Source organism: Enterobacter cloacae subsp. cloacae ATCC 13047 (assembly GCF_000025565.1).
In the GTDB taxonomy this organism is placed as follows: domain Bacteria; phylum Pseudomonadota; class Gammaproteobacteria; order Enterobacterales; family Enterobacteriaceae; genus Enterobacter; species Enterobacter cloacae.
On the sequence record NC_014121.1, the window covers coordinates 299,679 to 318,849 of the forward strand.

The 19,171-nt window shown below is 54.8% G+C and carries 18 protein-coding genes and 1 pseudogene; 14 read left to right on the plus strand and 5 right to left on the minus strand.

The genetic code is table 11. The features are described 5' to 3' along the window. Position 1 precedes the first annotated feature (1 nt). Positions 2-1,546 carry a maltose ABC transporter permease MalF gene (gene malF, locus ECL_RS01420; RefSeq protein ID WP_013095044.1) on the minus strand — a complete coding sequence of 515 codons (1,545 nt, stop codon included), beginning with the start codon at positions 1,544-1,546 and terminating at the stop codon, positions 2-4. A gap of 125 nt (positions 1,547-1,671) precedes the next feature. After that, positions 1,672-2,862, minus strand: a complete 1,191-nt coding sequence (malE, locus tag ECL_RS01425; protein WP_013095045.1) for a maltose/maltodextrin ABC transporter substrate-binding protein MalE — start codon at positions 2,860-2,862, stop codon at positions 1,672-1,674. A gap of 371 nt (positions 2,863-3,233) precedes the next feature. Here malE and malK point away from each other — a divergent pair, with 371 nt between their 5' ends. The 5 genes from malK to ubiA all read left to right on the plus strand — a co-directional run bounded on the left by malK (position 3,234) and on the right by ubiA (position 8,342). Further along, positions 3,234-4,343 (plus strand): maltose/maltodextrin ABC transporter ATP-binding protein MalK, encoded by a 1,110-nt coding sequence (gene malK / locus ECL_RS01430; protein WP_008500080.1) that lies wholly within the window; start codon positions 3,234-3,236, stop codon positions 4,341-4,343. A 71-nt stretch (positions 4,344-4,414) separates the two neighbouring features. Then, positions 4,415-5,722 (plus strand): maltoporin, encoded by a 1,308-nt coding sequence (locus ECL_RS01435; RefSeq protein ID WP_013095047.1) that lies wholly within the window; start codon positions 4,415-4,417, stop codon positions 5,720-5,722. Positions 5,723-5,836: 114 nt separating this feature from the next. After that, positions 5,837-6,781, plus strand: coding sequence for a maltose operon protein MalM (malM, locus tag ECL_RS01440; protein ID WP_013095048.1), 945 nt, complete (start codon positions 5,837-5,839; stop codon positions 6,779-6,781). Between the two features lie 180 nt (positions 6,782-6,961). Continuing rightward, positions 6,962-7,459 carry a chorismate lyase gene (gene ubiC / locus ECL_RS01445; protein ID WP_013095049.1) on the plus strand — a complete coding sequence of 166 codons (498 nt, stop codon included), beginning with the start codon at positions 6,962-6,964 and terminating at the stop codon, positions 7,457-7,459. Between the two features lie 13 nt (positions 7,460-7,472). Then, positions 7,473-8,342 carry a 4-hydroxybenzoate octaprenyltransferase gene (ubiA, locus tag ECL_RS01450; RefSeq protein ID WP_013095050.1) on the plus strand — a complete coding sequence of 290 codons (870 nt, stop codon included), beginning with the start codon at positions 7,473-7,475 and terminating at the stop codon, positions 8,340-8,342. Positions 8,343-8,440: 98 nt separating this feature from the next. On the opposite strand, the gene plsB is transcribed toward ubiA, so the two are convergent. After that, complete coding sequence (plsB, locus tag ECL_RS01455; RefSeq protein WP_013095051.1) at positions 8,441-10,861, minus strand: glycerol-3-phosphate 1-O-acyltransferase PlsB; 2,421 nt, start codon at positions 10,859-10,861, stop codon at positions 8,441-8,443. A gap of 154 nt (positions 10,862-11,015) precedes the next feature. On the opposite strand from plsB, the gene ECL_RS01460 reads away from it, so the two are divergent. The 5 genes and pseudogenes from ECL_RS01460 to ECL_RS01475 all read left to right on the plus strand — a co-directional run bounded on the left by ECL_RS01460 (position 11,016) and on the right by ECL_RS01475 (position 13,833). Continuing rightward, positions 11,016-11,384: a diacylglycerol kinase gene (locus ECL_RS01460; protein WP_013095052.1), complete on the plus strand. Its 369-nt coding sequence runs from the start codon at positions 11,016-11,018 to the stop codon at positions 11,382-11,384. A 108-nt stretch (positions 11,385-11,492) separates the two neighbouring features. Continuing rightward, positions 11,493-12,101 (plus strand): transcriptional repressor LexA, encoded by a 609-nt coding sequence (gene lexA, locus ECL_RS01465; RefSeq protein ID WP_013095053.1) that lies wholly within the window; start codon positions 11,493-11,495, stop codon positions 12,099-12,101. Between the two features lie 64 nt (positions 12,102-12,165). Continuing rightward, complete coding sequence (gene dinF / locus ECL_RS01470) at positions 12,166-13,503, plus strand: MATE family efflux transporter DinF (RefSeq protein ID WP_044159015.1); 1,338 nt, start codon at positions 12,166-12,168, stop codon at positions 13,501-13,503. Continuing rightward, a pseudogene (locus ECL_RS27880) lies at positions 13,500-13,574 on the plus strand (hypothetical protein); the annotation flags it as partial. The gene dinF and the pseudogene ECL_RS27880, both read left to right, overlap by 4 nt. 49 nt (positions 13,575-13,623) lie before the next feature. After that, positions 13,624-13,833: a CsbD family protein gene (locus ECL_RS01475; RefSeq protein WP_020686626.1), complete on the plus strand. Its 210-nt coding sequence runs from the start codon at positions 13,624-13,626 to the stop codon at positions 13,831-13,833. A 69-nt stretch (positions 13,834-13,902) separates the two neighbouring features. Here the strand turns inward: ECL_RS01475 and zur are convergent, their stop codons facing one another. Next, on the minus strand, positions 13,903-14,415 hold the full coding sequence (gene zur, locus ECL_RS01480; protein WP_013095057.1) for a zinc uptake transcriptional repressor Zur: 513 nt from the start codon (positions 14,413-14,415) through the stop codon (positions 13,903-13,905). A 115-nt stretch (positions 14,416-14,530) separates the two neighbouring features. On the opposite strand from zur, the gene ECL_RS01485 reads away from it, so the two are divergent. From ECL_RS01485 to pspG, 4 genes are all read left to right on the plus strand, one after another. Further along, the gene (locus ECL_RS01485) at positions 14,531-15,019 is read left to right on the plus strand and encodes a cupin domain-containing protein (RefSeq protein WP_023620296.1); all 489 of its coding nucleotides are present in this window, start codon (positions 14,531-14,533) and stop codon (positions 15,017-15,019) included. 220 nt (positions 15,020-15,239) lie between these two features. Further along, positions 15,240-16,499, plus strand: a complete 1,260-nt coding sequence (locus ECL_RS01490) for a conjugal transfer protein TraF (protein ID WP_228486131.1) — start codon at positions 15,240-15,242, stop codon at positions 16,497-16,499. 82 nt (positions 16,500-16,581) lie between these two features. Beyond that, positions 16,582-17,577 (plus strand): tRNA dihydrouridine(20/20a) synthase DusA, encoded by a 996-nt coding sequence (dusA, locus tag ECL_RS01495; RefSeq protein WP_013095060.1) that lies wholly within the window; start codon positions 16,582-16,584, stop codon positions 17,575-17,577. A gap of 136 nt (positions 17,578-17,713) precedes the next feature. Then, a complete protein-coding gene (gene pspG / locus ECL_RS01500) occupies positions 17,714-17,956 on the plus strand; it encodes an envelope stress response protein PspG (protein WP_013095061.1) in 243 nt (80 codons plus the stop codon). Positions 17,957-18,140: 184 nt separating this feature from the next. On the opposite strand, the gene ECL_RS01505 is transcribed toward pspG, so the two are convergent. Then, positions 18,141-19,124, minus strand: coding sequence for a quinone oxidoreductase (locus tag ECL_RS01505; RefSeq protein ID WP_013095062.1), 984 nt, complete (start codon positions 19,122-19,124; stop codon positions 18,141-18,143). Positions 19,125-19,171 lie beyond the last annotated feature (47 nt).

Consider the following 19,171-nt stretch of genomic DNA (forward strand, 5'->3'; position numbering starts at 1 on the left):
CTTAGTCAAATTTCATACGTGTGGCTTTCAGGTTCACTATCGCCAGCGCGCCAACCAGCAGGAAGATCAGGGTGGCAATCGCTGCCGCCAGACCAAAGTCCTGACCGCCGCCGCCTTCAAAGGCGATGCGATAGGTGTAGCTCACGAGCAGGTCGGTATAGCCGGCTGGCGTGGTGGTACCGAGACGATCCGGGCCACCGTTGGTCAACAGCTGAATCAGCACGAAGTTGTTAAAGTTGAAGGCAAAGCTGGCAATCATCAGCGGAGTCAGCGGTTTGATGAGCAGCGGCAGCGTAATCTTAAAGAAGTTCTGGAACGGACCCGCGCCATCCATTGCCGAGGCTTCATACAGGTCGTCCGGGATAGCTTTCAGCAGGCCCATGCACAGGATCATCATGTACGGATAACCCAGCCAGGTGTTGACGATGATAATCATCGAACGGGCGGTGGTCGGGTCGCTGAACCAGGCCGGTTTGATGCCGAACAGCGCGCTCAGCATCATGTTGATTTCACCGAAGCTCTGGTTAAACAGCCCTTTGAAAATCAGAATTGAGATAAACGACGGTACGGCATACGGCAGGATCAGCAGCACGCGGTAGATCGCTTTGCCTTTCAGGGCTTCCCACTGCACGAGGCAGGCCAGCACCATACCCACGGCAACGGTCAGGAGTACCGTCAATACGGAGAAGACCACCGTCCAGACGAAGATAGCAAAGAACGGCTTCTGGATCCCTTCGTCGGTAAACACGCGGGTAAAGTTGTCCCAGCCGATAGTCACGGTATAGCCCGGGCTGAGTTTGTCATCGCCCCAGCTGCCGTCGGCGTTTACAGACTGATAGAAACCAATATCGTTGTTCGGACGGTACTTCACGCCGCTCTGGTTATTCGTCAGCGTGCCGTCATCCGCAAGGGTATAGAGTGGCTGCGTACCGGAAAACTGGCGCAGCGAGCTCATGGTCACTTTGCTTTCGTCTGGCAATACGGCGGTGAGCTGAGTCAGCGCCTGACGGTTCTGGGTAATGATACGCAGGTTAGCGCGTTCGCCTTCCGGCAGGGCAGGGGCCTCTTTTAAGGCCAGCTTCTGCTCGCCACCAAATTTGAAAGCGTCGGAAATATAGGTTTTGCCGCTCTCGCCGTCAGTCAGTGCTAATTTCCATTCGTCACCCGCAGGATACAAACCAAAGTTGAAGGTCTTGCCTGCCTGATAAGAACTGTCCAGAAGCACCTGAGTGGCGCGCTCTTGTGCGAGCTGGTTGGTGCTGCTGTAGTTAGTGAATGCGATAGCGATAGTACAGATCAGCGGGAACAGGACAAACAGCCCCATCCCGGCCACGCCCGGATAGACATAACGCCAGGCATACGCCTTACGGTTGGCGAAAATATACAGGCCAGCAGAGCTTAAAATCAGCGTCATGATGGCGAACAGATATTCCCCTTGTACGTACATTAAAACAACAAGGTAACCCACCAGCAGACAGAGCAGACCGATCGCTGACCACTTCAGCACGTCGCTTTGCCACCAATGTTTCTTTTTAATGACATCCATGGGGTTCTTCCTCTACAACGTTTGATCTTTTCTCCCTCTCCTGGGGGAGAGGGCCGGGGTGAGGGCGTGCGGATAGCGACAACCCTCACCCTAACCCTCTCCCAGAGGGAGAGGGGACTACGGCATTACTTAGTAATACGACCCTGCGCATCTTTCAGCGCGGCATCGACAGTCTGACGACCGCTTGCGGCGTTAATCACCGCAGTACGGGTGGCATACCAGAACGCGGCCATCTGTGGGATGTTCGGCATGATTTCGCCTTTCTGGGCGTTATCCATGGTTGCCGCGATGCGTGGGTCTTTTGCCAGCTGATCCTGGAAGGATTTCAGCGCAACGGCACCCAGCGGTTTGTCCTTGTTCACTTCATCCAGACCCTGATCGGTCAGCAGGTAGTTTTCGAGGAACTCTTTCGCCAGCTCTTTGTTCGGGCTGGCGGCGTTGATACCTGCGCTCAGCACGCCAACAAACGGTTTAGACGGCTTGCCGTTGAAGGTTGGCAGCAGCGTCACGCCATAGTTGATTTTGCTCTTGTCGATGTTGGTCCAGGCCCACGGACCGTTGATGGTCATCGCGGTTTCGCCTTTGTTGAACGCCGCTTCCGCGATGGAGTAATCGGTATCCGCGTTAATGTGTTTGTTCTTGATCAGATCGACCAGGAAGGTCAGACCCGCTTTCGCACCCGCGTTGTCCACGCCCACGTCTTTGACGTCATATTTGCCGTTTTCAAACTTAAACGCGTAACCGCCATCGGCAGCAATCAGCGGCCAGGTGAAGTACGGCTCCTGCAGGTTGAACATCAGCGCGCTCTTACCTTTCGCTTTCAGCTCTTTATCCAGTTTCGGGATCTCTTCCCAGGTTTTCGGCGGGTTAGGCACCAGGTCTTTGTTGTAAATCAGAGACAGGGCTTCCACTGCAATGGGATAAGCGATCAGCTTGCCGTTATAGCGAACGGCGTCCCAGGTGAACGGGAACAGTTTGTCCTGGAAGGCTTTATCAGGCGTGACTTCCGCCAGCAGGCCGGATTGTGCATAACCCCCGAAACGGTCATGCGCCCAGAAGATGATGTCCGGGCCGTCACCGGTTGCCGCAACCTGCGGGAATTTCTCTTCCAGCTTGTCCGGGTGTTCTACGGTGACTTTGATACCGGTGTCTTTTTCGAATTTTTTACCCACTTCGGCCAGGCCGTTATAGCCTTTGTCGCCGTTAATCCAGATAACCAGCTTACCTTCTTCAATTTTGGCGAGAGCCGGTGCGGAAATCATCATTGCTGCAAGGGCGGACAATGCGAAAACGCGTGCGCCAGTCTTGATCTTCATATCTGCCATCCTTTTTTGGTGATGTGCTCGTGGATACATAAGGTGGTTCAACGTCACTCAGTCTCCTTATTTGACATCCTCTTTCCATCCTCCCAACCCCTACGCCCCACCCCCGGTTTGTGTGATCTGTGTTGCATAAATTTAAGTTATGAGTGCTGGCGCACATAAAAACACGCTGAATTTTGCAGGTGGCTTCACGAATTTTGCCTCAGCCCGCCAGCTGCGGTCGCAGAGCCTGCTCTCTCATCCTCCCGCCTCCTCCCCCATAAAAAAGCCGGGGGGTGGAGGATTCGCGAAAGTAATGGATACCCCATAGTGAACTTATCTTGAATGTTTCTGTCGGTGACAGGTTGTAACGAAGGGAGAAGGGCATGGCGAGCGTACAGCTGCGTAATGTAACGAAAGCCTGGGGCGACGTAGTGGTGTCAAAAGACATCAATCTCGACATCCACGAAGGTGAATTCGTGGTGTTTGTTGGCCCATCTGGCTGCGGTAAATCAACTCTGCTGCGTATGATTGCCGGTCTTGAAACCATCACCAGCGGTGATTTGCTGATTGGTGATACCCGAATGAACGACATTCCGCCTGCCGAACGTGGCGTTGGCATGGTGTTCCAGTCTTATGCACTTTATCCCCATCTCTCCGTCGCCGAGAACATGTCCTTTGGCCTGAAGCTGGCGGGGGCGAAAAAAGAGGTGATTAACCAGCGCGTCACGCAGGTGGCGGAAGTGTTACAGCTGGCACACCTGCTGGAGCGTAAACCGAAGGCGCTTTCCGGTGGTCAGCGTCAGCGCGTCGCGATTGGCCGTACGCTGGTGGCCGAACCACGCGTCTTCCTGCTGGATGAACCGCTTTCTAACCTGGATGCCGCGCTGCGCGTCCAGATGCGTATCGAAATCTCCCGTCTGCATAAACGTCTTGGCCGCACGATGATTTACGTCACCCACGATCAGGTCGAAGCGATGACGCTGGCCGACAAAATTGTGGTGCTGGACGCAGGCCGCGTGGCACAGGTGGGTAAACCGCTGGAGCTGTATCACTATCCGGCAGACCGCTTTGTTGCGGGCTTTATTGGCTCGCCAAAGATGAACTTCCTGCCCGTCAAAGTCACGGCGACAGCCATTGAACAGGTACAGGTGGAGTTGCCAAACCGTCAGCAAGTCTGGCTGCCGGTCGACAGCGCCAACGTACAGGTGGGGGCCAACATGTCCCTCGGTATTCGTCCTGAGCATTTACTGCCGAGCCACATCGCCGATGTGACGCTGGAAGGTGAAGTTCAGGTCGTCGAACAACTTGGTCACGAAACACAGATTCATATCCAGATCCCCGCCATCCGTCAGAACCTGGTCTACCGCCAGAATGACGTGGTGTTGGTAGAAGAGGGTGCCACATTCGCTATCGGTTTGCCGCCAGAGCGTTGCCATCTGTTCCGCGAGGATGGCACTGCATGTCGTCGGCTGCACAAAGAGCCAGGCGTTTAAGCAATCCCAAAAGAAGACACGAAACCGACAGGTCAAGTGTTCAAAGAAAAGCAATGATCTCAGGAGATAGAATGATGATTACTCTGCGCAAAGTCCCTCTGGCACTCGCCATTGCGGCAGGCATTATGTCTGCCCAGGCAGGCGCTGTAGACTTTAAAGGTTATGCTCGTTCCGGCATTGGCTGGACCGGGAGTGGCGGTGAACAACAATGTTTCCAGGCAACCGGTGCTCAAAGTAAATACCGTCTCGGTAACGAATGTGAGACGTACGCTGAGCTGAAACTGGGCCAGGAAGTGTGGAAAGAGGGCGACAAGAGCTTCTATTTCGACACTAACGTAGCGTATTCCGTTTCTCAGCAGAACGACTGGGAATCCACCAGCCCGGCCTTCCGTGAAGCTAACGTGCAGGGTAAAAACCTGATTGAGTGGCTGCCAGGCTCCACCATCTGGGCCGGTAAGCGCTTCTATCAGCGTCATGACGTCCACATGATCGACTTCTACTACTGGGATATCTCAGGTCCTGGTGCCGGTATTGAAAACATCGATCTGGGCTTTGGTAAACTCTCTCTGGCAGCTACCCGCTCTTCTGAATCAGGCGGTTCTGCAACCTTCGCCGATCGTGATGCCAACGGCGACCGTGTTTATGACAACGTTGTACCTAACGACGTCTTCGACGTGCGTTTAGCCGGTCTGGAAACCAACCCGGGCGGTACGCTGGAGCTGGGCGTTGACTATGGTCACACCAACATTCCTGATGACTACTACCTGCAGCCTGGCGCTTCTAAAGATGGCTGGTTGTTCACTGCTGAACACACCCAGAGCATGATGAAGGGCTTCAACAAGTTCGTACTGCAGTACGGTACGGATTCCATGACCTCTAACGGCAAAGGTATTCCACAGGGCGGTAGTGTTGATAACGATGGCTCCATGTGGCGTGTGCTGGACCACGGTGCAATCACCCTGGCAGACCGTTGGGACCTGATGTACGTCGGTATGTACCAGAACATCGATCGTGACAACAACAACGGTACCGAGTGGTGGACTGTGGGTGTTCGTCCGATGTTCAAATGGACGCCAATCATGAGCACCCTGCTTGAAGTGGGCTACGACAACGTCAAATCTCAGAGAACTGACGAGAAGAACAGCCAGTACAAAATCACCCTGGCACAGCAATGGCAGGCAGGCGACAGCATCTGGTCCCGTCCGGCTATCCGTGTCTTCGCAACCTACGCGAAGTGGGATGAGAAATGGGGTTACGCAAACAACAGCGACACTGGCTACACCTCCGGTGTGGCTTACAGTGACACCTCTGCGAAAACCTTCAGCCGTGGCGACAACGATGAGTGGACCTTCGGCGCCCAGATGGAAATCTGGTGGTAATTCGTTAGACCTGACGTAATGACCTGAAAAGAGGGGCGCAAGCCCCTCTCTCCTTAGGGTGCTGCGCGCTATTGCCTGGCCACCGCAGTGCTCACGCTATCAGAGGTAATAACAATGAAAATGAAGAAAAGTCTCGTCGCGCTGTGCCTCTCTGCGGGGCTGTTAGCCTGTGTTCCGGCCGTCTCCTTTGCAGACGTGAATTTCGTGCCACAAAATACCAGTGCTGCGCCCGCTATCCCGGCAGCGGCACTCCAGCAACTGACATGGACGCCGGTTGATCAATCCAAAACGCAGTCGACTCAGCTCTCTATGGGGGGCCAACAACTGAACGTGCCGGGAATTTCTGGCCCCGTTGCGGCTTATAGCGTACCGGCAAACATTGGTGAATTGACCCTGACGCTGACCAGCGAAGTGAACAAACAGACCAGTGTGTTTGCGCCAAACGTCTTGATCCTCGATCAAAACATGACGCCATCGGCGTTCTTCCCGAGCGACTATTTTAGCTATCAGGAACCGGGCGTGATGAGTGCGGACCGCCTGGAAGGCGTTATGCGCCTGACGCCTGCTCTGGGTCAGCAAAAGATTTACGTGCTTGTATTCACAACAGAGAAAGATTTGCAGCAGACAACAAAGCTGGTTGACCCGGCGAAAGCTTATGCCAAAGGCACCGGTAACTCTGTCCCGGATATTCCGGATCCGCTTGCCCGCCATACCACTGATGGCCTGGTCAAACTGAAAGTTTCCACCAACAGCGCTTCCAGCGTACTCGTTGGCCCACTATTTGGCTCCTCCGGTACCGGGCCTGTCACCGTTGGGAATACCGCTGCACCTGTTTATACCGCGCCAGCGGCTACGGCAGCCGCGACCGCAGCCCCAGCTCCGGCGAAGAAAGCTGAGCCGGTACTGAACGACACCGAAGAATACTTCAACAACGCCATTAAGCAGGCGGTGAAGCGCGGCGATGTCGATAAAGCGCTGAAACTGCTTGATGAAGCCGAACGTTTAGGTTCAACCACTGCCCGTTCCACCTTTATCAGCAGTGTAAAAGGCAAGGGGTAACCGTTTCCCCACAGTGCTGATTTGTTAGTAGTTTAGTGCGCCTGAGTGGGCGCACTTTTTTTCGTGCCGCTCGCGCTGTTGCACCATTGTTGCGATAGTGATCGCTAAATAACGTTTGACCGCCCTCAATGCGCTTTTCTGCGATACAATGCCATTACGTTATGTATCGGAGAGTCCGGCATGTCACACCCTGCGCTAACGCAACTGCGTTCGCTGCGCTATTTCGACCAAATACCTGCGCTTGACCCGCAGCAGCTTGACTGGTTGCTGCTGGAAGATTCCATGACTAAACGTTTTGAGCAACAGGGCAAGACGGTTACGGTGACGATGATTCAGGAAGGGTTTGTCACCTCCGCTGACATTGCCAGTGAGCTGCCGCTGTTACCAAAAGAAGAACGCTACTGGTTGCGTGAAATTCTGCTCTGCGCGGATGGTGAGCCGTGGCTCGCCGGACGAACCGTGGTGCCTGAATCCACCCTTTCCGGGCCTGAGCTGGCACTGCAACGGCTGGGAAACACCCCGCTCGGGCGGTACCTTTTCACCTCGTCTGAACTTACCCGGGATTTTATTGAAATTGGACGCGATGCCGAACTGTGGGGACGTCGTTCCCGTCTTCGCCTGAGCGGTAAACCGTTAATACTGACGGAGCTTTTTTTACCGGCATCGCCGTTGTACTGAGAGGAAGAAAAAAATGGAGTGGAGCCTGACGCAGAACAAGCTGCTGGCCTATCACCGCTTAATGCGTACCGATAAACCCATCGGCGCGCTACTGCTGTTGTGGCCGACATTATGGGCGCTATGGGTGGCGACGCCGGGCGTTCCACCGCTGTGGATCCTGGGCGTGTTTGTGGCCGGTGTCTGGCTGATGCGTGCGGCGGGCTGTGTGGTCAATGACTACGCCGATCGTAAATTCGACGGACATGTGAAACGGACAGCCAATCGTCCGTTACCCAGCGGGCAGGTCACAGAGAAAGAGGCCCGCGTGCTGTTTATCGTGCTGGTGCTGCTCTCCTTCCTGCTGGTGTTAACCCTCAACACCATGACCATCCTGCTTTCCGTTGCGGCCCTCGCGCTGGCATGGGTCTACCCGTTTATGAAACGCTATACCCATCTGCCGCAGGTGGTGCTCGGCGCGGCGTTTGGCTGGTCGATCCCAATGGCGTTTGCGGCGGTCAGCGAGTCGGTACCGCTGAGCTGCTGGCTGATGTTCCTGGCGAACATTCTTTGGGCCGTGGCTTATGACACGCAATATGCGATGGTTGACCGCGATGACGATCTGAAAATTGGCATTAAATCGACCGCCATTCTGTTTGGTCGTCACGACAAGCTGATTATCGGTATCCTGCAGGTCGCGGTGCTGGCGCTGATGGTGGCGATTGGTCGCCTGAACGGGCTCAACTGGGAGTTTTACTGGTCAGTGCTGGTGGCGGGGCTGCTGTTTGCTTATCAGCAAAAGCTGATCGCAAAGCGTGAGCGTGACGCCTGTTTTAAAGCGTTTATGAATAATAACTACGTGGGCCTGGTGCTGTTCCTGGGGCTGGCGATGAGCTATTTTGGCTGAAAAAAAGCCCGGTGACGCTGAAGCTTACCGGGCCTGCATGATATGAAGCGTCAGATTGTGAGCCGGGTAAGGCGAAGCCGCCACCCGGCTTTTTCACATCACTCGCCCTGCGTCGCACTCTCAATCGTCAAACGCACGTCGGAGGTAATCAGCTCTGCCAGCATCTGATACACCTTCAGCGTCTCTTCCGGCTCGGCATCGCCCGTGTCGCTAATGAACCCTTCATCACGCAACGTCAGTACCAGTGAACTGAAGACCGCTTTGTCGAAGAATTCCGGGGCGTTGATGCCGTGCAGAACGGAAAGGCGCTGTGCCAGCGTCCGGCTCTCTTTCTCCAGCGTACCGCGGTTAATGGATGGGTTCGCGCTCAGCAGCCAGAAGGTGATAGCGTAGCGCTGCAGCGTTTCTCGCGCACCCGCCGCCAGCAGTTGCAGCGTACGGGAGCGTGACGGATTGATATGCAGCTCGTCGTTAACAACGGTAATCAGCCCCTGACGACGCAGCTCCTCGGTCATTTTATCCAGCTCTATCGCCAGCTCATCCTTGCTCCAGCGCAGGAACAGCTCTGCTTTCAGCATCGGATAGAGCGTCTCTACATGGCGCAGCAGCTCCTGACGAGAAATACGGCGATGCTGGGTAATGATCGCCGCCATCAGCGACGGCAGCATCAGCATATGCGCGATATTGTTACGATAGTAGGTCATCAGCACCGCCTGCTCGCGCGGGAGAATGATGATGTCGCCAATCGTATCTTTCTCGACTTCAAACTTGTTCATCTGCAGCGCATGGTCGATCAGCTCGCTCGCCGTGCTGGCAGGCGTCGTTGAATCCACCGAGTAGGGAACGTTGCGCATCAGGTCAAGATAGCAATCCAACTGCTCCGTAAGCTGTTCACGGGTCAGGGAGCGTTGACGTGACGCCAGCAGCGCCGTACAGCAGAGGTTCATGGCGTTTGCGGCACCGGCATTGTTAATACGCACCATCAGCTCAGCCGCGATACCGTTAACCGTAGGCGTCAGCCAGGCTGGACGCACCGCTTCGATAGGATCGATAGACTCGCGCCAATCGGGAACATGGTTGTTCAGATACGTCATCAACGGCATCGGCTCGCCGAAGTTTACGTAGCCCTGACCAAGATTGCGTAACTTGCTCAGCCCGCGCAGCATCTGCGGCAGGCTCTCTTTCTCTTTAGTCGCCCCGCGCAGCTCTTTGGCGTAAGTCCCCACTTCCATGACGTGCTCATAGCCAATGTAAATGGGCACCAGCGTGATGGGACGAGTGCCGCCGCGCAGCATCGCCTGGATGGTCATCGACAGCGTGCCGGTTTTCGGATCCAGCAGACGGCCGGTTCGTGAACGTCCCCCCTCCACGAAGTACTCAACGGAATAACCGCGGCTGAACAGCTCGCCCAGATATTCACGGAATACGGTGGAGTAGAGCTTGTTGCCCTTAAAGGTACGACGAATGAAGAACGCCCCCAGGCGGCGGAAAATCGGGCCTGCTGGCCAGAAGTTCAGGTTGATACCGGCTGCGATGTGCGGTGGCACCAGCCCCTGGTGATAGAGCACATACGAGAGGAGCAGGTAGTCCATGTGGCTGCGGTGGCAGGGCACATAAACAATTTCATGCCCGTCATGCGCCAGTTGGCGAACGCGCTCGGCGTTATGGACGTTAATGCCCTGATAGAGGCGGTTCCATGTAAAGCCCAGGATGCGGTCAGAAAGACGGATCATCTCATAGGAGAAGTTCGCGGCAATCTCTTCCATCAGCGCAATGGCGTTCTGCTGTGCTTTTTCATGAGAAATCTTTTTACTGCGCGCTTCGTCTTCAACAGCACGGGCGATCGCTTTGGAAGCCAGCAGCTTGTTGAAGAGATCCTGACGCGCCGGAAGGCGAGGGCCAACGGCGGCCAGACGCTGACGAGCGAAATGCATGCGCGCCACGCGCGCCAGTTTTTGCGCGATGATCTTATCGGTGCCGTGCTCGTCGGCCATCCGGCGCAGCGAGACGGAAGGGGAGAAGCGCACAAAGCTGTCGCGCCCCAGCCAGGAGACGGCGAAGAATTTCTGGATGCCATTAAGCATGCGTAACGGTGGGTTCTCTTCCCCCTTTTCGCGGCCCGGACGACGACCAAACATCACCGACACCGGCACCATCTGCACATCCAGATCGGGATTGCTGCGATGCAGGTCGAGATAGTCGTGGAACAGCTTAATGGACTCTTCTTTTGGCGTGTAATAGGTAAACACGCGTGGCCCACCGTGAATGAACACGTATCGCGGCAACAGCGTACCGTCGACTTCTAACGGTTCAAGCGGGTCAGGTAAATCATGCGCCAGACACTGGGCGCGAAGCGTCAGCAAGTCTGCCTTCGAGTTATAAGGCAAAACATACATAATAGGGCGCGACGTATCGAGCCCCAATTCCAGCGCGGGTTCTGCTGGGATAGACTTACTTTTTACCAGGACGCTTAATGGTAAATTAAGTAATTTGTAGTAAATTCGTGGCCAGCCAGACATAAACGATGTAAAGCCTCTGGTTAATAATGCAATTGCGGCGCAAGGATAACAGAAAGCGCGCGAAATTACTGTTGTTACCCGTCATACTTCAGGCTACAGCGCAACACGTTGCGCCTCCTGTTATTGACGCTATTTCAAATAAAAGGTTCTTTTAATGGCCAATAATACCACTGGGTTAACCCGTATCATTAAAGCTGCTGGCTATTCCTGGAAAGGTTTTCGCGCCGCTTGGGTCAACGAAGCCGCGTTTCGCCAGGAGGGTGTCGCCGCGATTGTCGCGGTGATTATCGCCTGTTTCCTTGATGTTGATGCCATTACCCGCGTGCTTCTGATCGGCTCCGTGCTGTTGGTGATGATAGTGGAAATTCTTAATAGCGCTATTGAGGCCGTTGTGGACCGTATTGGCTCTGATTTCCACGAACTTTCTGGCCGGGCAAAAGACATGGGCTCTGCTGCCGTGTTGCTGGCGATTATCACTGCGGTCATCACCTGGGTCACGCTGCTTTGGTCACATTTCCGATGAGCCTCGAGGAATAATTAAGTCCCTGGTTTTTTGTGCAGTTTTTGGTTCCAAAATCGCCTTTGACTGTATATACTCACAGCATAACTGTATATACACCCAGGGGGCGGAATGAAAGCGTTAACGACCAGGCAGCAAGAGGTGTTTGATCTCATTCGGGATCATATCGGCCAGACGGGTATGCCACCCACGCGTGCGGAAATCGCGCAGCGTCTGGGCTTCCGTTCTCCGAACGCTGCCGAGGAACACCTGAAAGCGCTGGCGCGTAAAGGCGTAATTGAGATTGTATCGGGTGCTTCACGCGGTATCCGCCTGCTGGTGGAAGAAGAGACGGGCATTCCGCTGGTGGGGCGCGTCGCGGCAGGTGAACCTCTGCTGGCGCAACAGCATATTGAAGGCCACTACCAGGTTGATCCCGGCATGTTCAAGCCGAGCGCGGATTTCCTGCTGCGTGTAAGCGGTATGTCCATGAAAGACATCGGTATTCTTGACGGCGATCTGCTTGCGGTGCATAAAACGCAAGACGTGCGTAACGGCCAGGTTGTGGTGGCACGCATCGATGATGAAGTCACCGTTAAACGCCTGAAAAAGCAAGGTAATACGGTTCAGCTGCTGCCGGAAAACAACGAGTTTTCCCCGATTGTGGTAGACCTCCGCGAACAAAACTTCTCTATCGAGGGGCTGGCGGTAGGGGTCATTCGCAACGGAGAATGGCTGTAATCTCATCCTGACAGGCTACGGATCTGCCGTGGCCTGATTCTTTATCCACTCCCGGTATTTTTTCATGTCACTGCTTACGGCATCCGATAAGGCATTGTGGCGTCTTGCACTGCCGATGATTTTTTCCAATATCACCGTTCCTCTGCTGGGGCTGGTGGATACGGCAGTTATTGGTCACCTTGATTCACCCATCTATCTGGGCGGTGTGGCGATTGGCGCGACGGCGACCAGCTTCCTTTTTATGCTCCTGCTCTTTTTGCGCATGAGTACCACCGGGCTTACGGCGCAGGCGTACGGTGCTAAAGATCCTTTGCGTCTGGCGCGCGCGCTGGTTCAGCCGTTAATTCTGGCGCTTGGGGCAGGCGCGTTAATCGCTATATTACGTACCCCACTGATTGATCTGGCGCTGCATGTCGTTGGCGGCAGCGAGGCGGTACTGGAGCAGGCACGACGCTTCCTTGAAATTCGCTGGCTCAGCGCGCCCGCGTCGCTGGCCAATCTGGTTCTGCTGGGGTGGTTACTCGGCGTGCAGTATGCCCGCGCGCCCGTAATCCTGTTGGTGGTAGGCAACCTCCTCAACATCGTGCTCGATCTCTGGCTGGTGATGGGCCTGCACATGAACGTACAGGGTGCGGCACTGGCGACGGCGATTGCCGAATACGGGACGTTTATCCTTGGTCTGTGGATGGTCTGGCGGGTGCTTGTCATGCGGGGGATTTCCCTTGCTCTGCTCAAGAGTGCATGGCGAGGCAATATCCGCACCCTGCTGGCGCTTAATCGCGACATTATGCTGCGCTCATTGCTGCTGCAGCTCTGTTTCGGCGCACTGACGGTCTTTGGCGCCCGGCTTGGGCCAGATATCGTCGCGGTGAATGCCGTTCTGATGACGCTGCTGACCTTTACCGCCTATGCACTGGATGGCTTTGCCTATGCTGTGGAAGCGCATTCCGGCCAGGCATACGGCGCACGTGAAAGTGGTCAGCTGCGGGATGTCTGGCGGGCGGCCTGTCGGCAGTCGGGGCTGGTGGCGCTGACGTTCGCGCTGATTTACGCCTGTTTTGGCGAACAGATTATTGCGTTACTCACCTCCCTTCCTGCACTGCGCGAGCTGGCAAGCCATTACCTCATCTGGCAGGTCATTTTGCCGGTGGTGGGGGTCTGGTGCTATCTGCTGGACGGTATGTTTATTGGCGCGACGCGAGGAGCGGAGATGCGTAACAGCATGGCGGTGGCGGCGGCTGGTTTTGCCCTGACGCTGCTCACGCTCCCCTGGCTGGGTAACCATGGTTTATGGCTCTCCCTGGCGGTCTTTCTCGCGTTGCGGGGCCTGTCACTGGGCTTTATCTGGCACCGGCACTGGCAAAACAATACCTGGCTTCCTTCCCGCAACGATATATCGTGACGGTTAAAGATTCCGAATATGAAATCAACTGCCGAATCCTTAACTACAATTATTATCACGTCCAGCAGAAAAGAACGTAACGGACGTTACGACCCGACGCTTAACTAAGAGGACACGATGATGAATAAAGACGAAATCGGCGGCAACTGGAAGCAGTTCAAAGGTAAAGCGAAAGAACAGTGGGGTAAGCTGACGGATGACGATATGACGGTCATCGAAGGTAAACGCGATCAGCTTGTCGGTAAAATTCAGGAACGCTACGGTTACGAGAAAGACCAGGCGGAAAAAGAGGTCGGCGACTGGGAAAAACGCAACGACTACCGTTGGTAACCGTGTGATACCCGACAGTACAAGGAAGTACTCCCTGAGGGCGGCCATGGGCCGCCTTTGTTTTGGCTGTTAACGCGGCTTTTTCTTTACGAGGATAGAGTGGTCATGGTGGCACGCGTCCTGATGCCGGCAGGCCTCCACTTCTACACACGCAGAGCATAATCCGTGTGCTTCAATGACGTTATGGCGCAAGGCAAAGCCCATTCTGGCCGCCAGCGTATGCATAATATCTTCTACGCCTTCCGCCCCTTCTTCTTTCACCACGCCACAACGGTCGCAGATAAACATGGCCGACGTATGGGTTGGCTGGTCAAAAAGATGACACAACACATAACTGTTTGTGGATTCGACCTTATGTACAAACCCTTGTTCCAGCAGAAAATCTAGCGCACGATAGACCGTAGGCGGTTTAGCCTGTGGCTCGCTTTCGCGCAGCAGGTCGAGCAGGTCGTATGCGCTGATGGCGCCCTGCTGCAGGGTCATCAGACGCAAGACTTCAAGGCGCTGCGGAGTCAGGCGCACATTGCGTTGCGCGCACAGCTTCTCTGCCTGCGCTAACAGCTCTTTTGTGGACTTATCCATTTAGCACCTCGGATGTTATAGGCTGGAAAACCCTCACTTTACCATGTTCTGGTAAAAACGCCGAGATCCGCCAGGCTGTGCTATACCTGACCCATCGCAAACCGGGAAATTAATGATGAAAAAACCTGACTGTATTCGGCACTGGCGAGACGTGGAAGAGCCAGATAATTCAACCTATCCCGACAGCAACGAGCTTTTCTCCATCGGTGCACCGCTGGCTCGTCACCTGGGGCTCAGGCGAATCGGTATTCACCACGAGCGTTTGCCGCCCGGGCGTCGAACCTCCTATCCCCACGCGGAAAGCGACGAAGAAGAGTTCATCTATGTGCTGGAAGGGTATCCGGAAGCCTGGATTAACGGCTATTTGTGGAAGCTTGAACCCGGCGACAGCGTAGGGTTTCCTGCTGGCACCGGCGTCTGCCATACCTTTATTAATAACACCGAAGAAGAGGTGCGATTACTGGTTGTTGGCGAGGCTAACAAGAAGCACAACCGAATCTACTATCCGCTTAATCCGGAGTATGCCGCCACGCGTGAAGATCGCTGGGTTGATCATCCCCCTCAGTTCTTTGGGCCGCACGATGGAAAACCTGGGAAAAAATAATTTCCTCTTCTATAAATATTGAGGGCCGTCACAAATAACAACAGGCCTGTCCGGAGTTTTACTTAAGGAAATAGCGGGTCTTTTTGTACTTATTCACAGCAATAGTTCGTTCCTGTTTGGGTGATAACAAACAGGGTGATGTTATTAACGACAATAAGACGAGCATACTGTGAAAAAACATTTTAAATTTTCGGTGGTTAGCATCGCTGTCTCCCTGTTTATGGCAAATCAGGCGGGAGCAGCCAATACCTGGACAGAATCACGTAGCGACGCAATGGGTGGCACGGGCGTCGCTTCGGGCAGCTATGGCAGCGGGGCGTTAATCAACCCTGCGTTGTTGGCAAAGGCGAAACCGGACGATGATGTGACGGTTATTTTACCGTCCGTCGGCGTGCAGGTGACGGATGAAGACAATCTTCAGGATGAGATTGATACCATCAACGATAAAATCAATCACTATAAGGATGTGGTTGATAGCCTGACCCCCATCGAAGTGATTACCAACCCGCTGGGCTCAATCGATCAGTTCCAGGGAGCGGCAAAAGATCTTGCCGATGAACTGGACTATCTCAAAGGCAAAACCGCACGCGCTACGGCAGGCGCGGGGATTGCGGTGAGTATCCCTAACGATGTGCTCTCCGTGGCCTTTATGGCGAAAGGCTATGCCCACGGGCGCGTCAGCTCTTCCATCGATCAGCAAGATATTGATTACCTGCGCAGTATCCAAAACAGCGATGCGGTGGCGGCGGGCGTGGCACTGGATGCGGCGCTAAACGGTACCGATCAAATCACGAAAAACCTTAACTCTACGGCGTCTGGCCGGGCGGCAATTGTCTCCGATTATGGTGTTGCCATTGCCCGTCAGTTCGATCTGGGTGGCGTCCCGGTTTCCCTTGGTGTCACGCCAAAACTGCAGAAAACCTGGATCTACAACTACACCACCTCAATTTACGATTACGACAGTAACAAGTGGAACGACAGCCGCTACCGGAAAGACGATACCGGCTTTAACGTGGATGCCGGTATCGCGGCCGATTTCGGCGAGAACTGGACGGTCGGGGTGAGCGGGCAAAACCTGATGTCGCGCGATATCGACACCAAGGACATTCGCATCCGCAACGGGCGCACGGGGGAAGTGGTGAGCTATAAAGACACCTATCAAATCCGTCCGCTGGTGACGGCCGGTGCCGCCTGGCACAACGATCTGGTGACCCTGACTGCCGATGGCGATCTGACAGAAACCAAAGGCTTTAAAAGCGAAGATACCTCGCAGTATGTTGGCGTGGGTGCGGAAGTGACGCCGCTAAGCTGGCTGGCCGTGCGGGCGGGTTATCGTGCCGATATGAAAGGGAATGACAGTAACGTCTTTACCGGTGGTGTTGGTTTTGCACCGTTTAACACGGTCCACGTCGACCTGATGGGGCTCTACGGTGAAGATGAAACCTGGGGCGCAGGGGCGCAGTTGAGTATGACGTTCTAAAGGGCACCGGAGGCGTTGCGCCTCCGGCTTTTCTTTATGCTATAGTAGCGCCCCTTTTCCACCAGATGCTTAAAACTTCGCCATGTCGTCAGAACACCAGACTGCCTTTCCCGCACACCGTTTCTCCATTGCGCCCATGCTCGACTGGACGGACAGACACTGCCGCTATTTCCTGCGCCAGCTCTCCCGCCATACGCTGCTGTACACCGAAATGGTCACCACCGGTGCAATTATTCACGGTAAGGGCGACTATCTGGCGTACAGCGAAGAAGAGCATCCGGTTGCCCTGCAGCTGGGTGGCAGCGATCCGGCTGCGCTGGCGCACTGTGCGAAGCTGGCAGAAGAACGTGGCTACGACGAAATTAACCTTAACGTTGGCTGTCCGTCCGATCGCGTGCAAAACGGCATGTTCGGCGCCTGTCTGATGGGGAACGCACAGCTGGTAGCGGACTGCATCAAGGCGATGCGTGATGTGGTCTCCATTCCGGTGACGGTGAAGACCCGTATCGGTATTGATGACCAGGACAGCTACGAATTCTTGTGTGATTTCATCAATACGGTTGCCGGAAAGGGCGAGTGCGAGATGTTTATCATCCATGCGCGTAAAGCCTGGCTCTCTGGCCTTAGCCCGAAAGAGAACCGCGAAATTCCGCCGCTGGACTACCCGCGTGTGTATCAACTGAAGCGGGACTTCCCGCACCTGACCATGTCGATCAACGGTGGTATCAAGTCGCTCGACGAGGCCAAAACACATCTGGCGCATATGGATGGCGTGATGGTCGGTCGCGAGGCATATCAGAATCCGGGTATTCTGACGACGGTCGATCGCGAGATCTTCGGCGTTGAAGGCGCAGACACTGACCCGGTTGCCGTGGTGCGGGCCATGTATCCGTACATTGAACGTGAGCTGAGTAACGGCACTTACCTTGGCCATATCACGCGTCATATGCTTGGCCTGTTCCAGGGGATCCCGGGCGCACGCCAGTGGCGTCGCTATCTGAGCGAGAACGCGCATAAAGCTGGCGCGGATATCGAAGTGCTGGAACAGGCGCTACGCCTGGTTGCAGATAAACGATAAATCTCGCTAAAAATTCGTCAAATTCACCCCGCCCCGCACAGCCTTGCGGGGCGTTTTACTTTTATAACAACATGTTAGGGTTGGCATGGATCTTGTAATGATTGCGACATCATTCGGGAACTCGTGGGAGAGAACCATGCTGGAACTGCTTTTTGTGATTGGCTTTTTTGTCATGCTGTTAGCCACCGGCGTGTCGCTGCTCGGCATTCTGGCAGCGCTTGTGGTGGCGACAGTGGTCATGTTTATTGGCGGATTATTTGCCCTGACGATCAAACTTCTGCCGTGGCTGCTGCTGGCCGTTGCGGTGGTGTGGGTTATACGGGCGATTAAATCACCAAAACTGCCCACTTATCAGCGTAATAACCGCTTTCGTTACTAAGGTATTGAGGGGTTCGTCACATACCTGCAACTTTTCCGGCGGCATTGCTTAGAACGGAATAGGATTTACTTATCGAATCTGTCACTATGGCTGCCGCTAAAGAATTCATCGAGCTGTACCCTACATACAGCCGAACTAAAAAAAGAAAGGGCTTCCTCAGGGAAGCCCAATTTCTTTTATGGGATCAGGGAATTAACAGACTTGACCCCTGCGTTGACCGGCTCTCCAGCACCTCATGCGCACGTTGCGCATCGCTTAGCGCGTACTTCTGCGCATCTGCCACATCCACTTTGATGACCCCGCTGGCAATCAGCGAGAACAGTTCGTTACTGGCTTCGAGCAACTCTTCGCGATTGGTGATGTAGCCCTGCAGGGATGGACGAGTGACATACAGCGAGCCTTTCTGGTTCAGAATACCCAGATTCACACCGGTCACCGCGCCTGACGCGTTACCGAAGCTCACCATCAGACCGCGGCGCTGCAGGCAGTCCAGAGACGCTTCCCAGGTATCTTTCCCTACCGAGTCATATACCACGCGCACTTTTTTGCCGCCGGTTACCTCTTTTAAGCGTTCAACGATGCTCTCTTCCCGGTAGTTAATCACCTGCCAGGCGCCGGCCTGCAGCGCGCGCTGGGCTTTTTGCGCGCTCCCCACGGTGCCGATCAGTTTTGCGCCTAACGCTTTGGCCCACTGGCAGGCGATGAGCCCTACGCCGCCCGCTGCCGCATGGAACAGGAACTGCTCGTCGGGTTTGATTTCATAGGTTTTGCGCAGCAGATAATAGACCGTCAGCCCTTTCAGGAAGGAGGCCGCGGCCTGTTCAAACGAAATGGCATTGGGCAGGAGGGCAACTTTGTCAGCCGGAACGTTGTGTACGGAGCTGTAAGCGCCCAGCGCCGATTGCGCATACACCACGCGATCGCCTTCTTTAACATGCTTAACGGCGCTGCCCACTTTGCTGACCACGCCCGCCGCTTCGGTACCCAGACCGCTCGGCAGTGACGGCGGTGGATAAAGACCGCCGCGAATATAGGTGTCGATGTAGTTAATGCCGATGGCTTTATTTTCAACCTGCACTTCATTTTCGCCAGGCGCGGCGGGGGTAAACTCCACCGCGTTGAGTACGTCAGGGCCACCATGCTTGTGAAATTCAATACGTGTTGCCATGCTTCCTCCAGAATGTGGTAATCTTTCGACCCACTCTTTATCTCGGT

Coding starts and splice junctions, on each gene's coding strand:
- malF (WP_013095044.1), bottom strand. CDS start 1,546: ATGGATGTCATTAAAAAGAAACATTGGTGGCAAAGCGACGTGCTGAAG.
- malE (WP_013095045.1), bottom strand. CDS start 2,862: ATGAAGATCAAGACTGGCGCACGCGTTTTCGCATTGTCCGCCCTTGCA.
- malK (WP_008500080.1), top strand. CDS start 3,234: ATGGCGAGCGTACAGCTGCGTAATGTAACGAAAGCCTGGGGCGACGTA.
- ECL_RS01435 (WP_013095047.1), top strand. CDS start 4,415: ATGATGATTACTCTGCGCAAAGTCCCTCTGGCACTCGCCATTGCGGCA.
- malM (WP_013095048.1), top strand. CDS start 5,837: ATGAAAATGAAGAAAAGTCTCGTCGCGCTGTGCCTCTCTGCGGGGCTG.
- ubiC (WP_013095049.1), top strand. CDS start 6,962: ATGTCACACCCTGCGCTAACGCAACTGCGTTCGCTGCGCTATTTCGAC.
- ubiA (WP_013095050.1), top strand. CDS start 7,473: ATGGAGTGGAGCCTGACGCAGAACAAGCTGCTGGCCTATCACCGCTTA.
- plsB (WP_013095051.1), bottom strand. CDS start 10,861: ATGTCTGGCTGGCCACGAATTTACTACAAATTACTTAATTTACCATTA.
- ECL_RS01460 (WP_013095052.1), top strand. CDS start 11,016: ATGGCCAATAATACCACTGGGTTAACCCGTATCATTAAAGCTGCTGGC.
- lexA (WP_013095053.1), top strand. CDS start 11,493: ATGAAAGCGTTAACGACCAGGCAGCAAGAGGTGTTTGATCTCATTCGG.
- dinF (WP_044159015.1), top strand. CDS start 12,166: ATGTCACTGCTTACGGCATCCGATAAGGCATTGTGGCGTCTTGCACTG.
- ECL_RS01475 (WP_020686626.1), top strand. CDS start 13,624: ATGAATAAAGACGAAATCGGCGGCAACTGGAAGCAGTTCAAAGGTAAA.
- zur (WP_013095057.1), bottom strand. CDS start 14,415: ATGGATAAGTCCACAAAAGAGCTGTTAGCGCAGGCAGAGAAGCTGTGC.
- ECL_RS01485 (WP_023620296.1), top strand. CDS start 14,531: ATGAAAAAACCTGACTGTATTCGGCACTGGCGAGACGTGGAAGAGCCA.
- ECL_RS01490 (WP_228486131.1), top strand. CDS start 15,240: ATGGCAAATCAGGCGGGAGCAGCCAATACCTGGACAGAATCACGTAGC.
- dusA (WP_013095060.1), top strand. CDS start 16,582: ATGTCGTCAGAACACCAGACTGCCTTTCCCGCACACCGTTTCTCCATT.
- pspG (WP_013095061.1), top strand. CDS start 17,714: ATGCTGGAACTGCTTTTTGTGATTGGCTTTTTTGTCATGCTGTTAGCC.
- ECL_RS01505 (WP_013095062.1), bottom strand. CDS start 19,124: ATGGCAACACGTATTGAATTTCACAAGCATGGTGGCCCTGACGTACTC.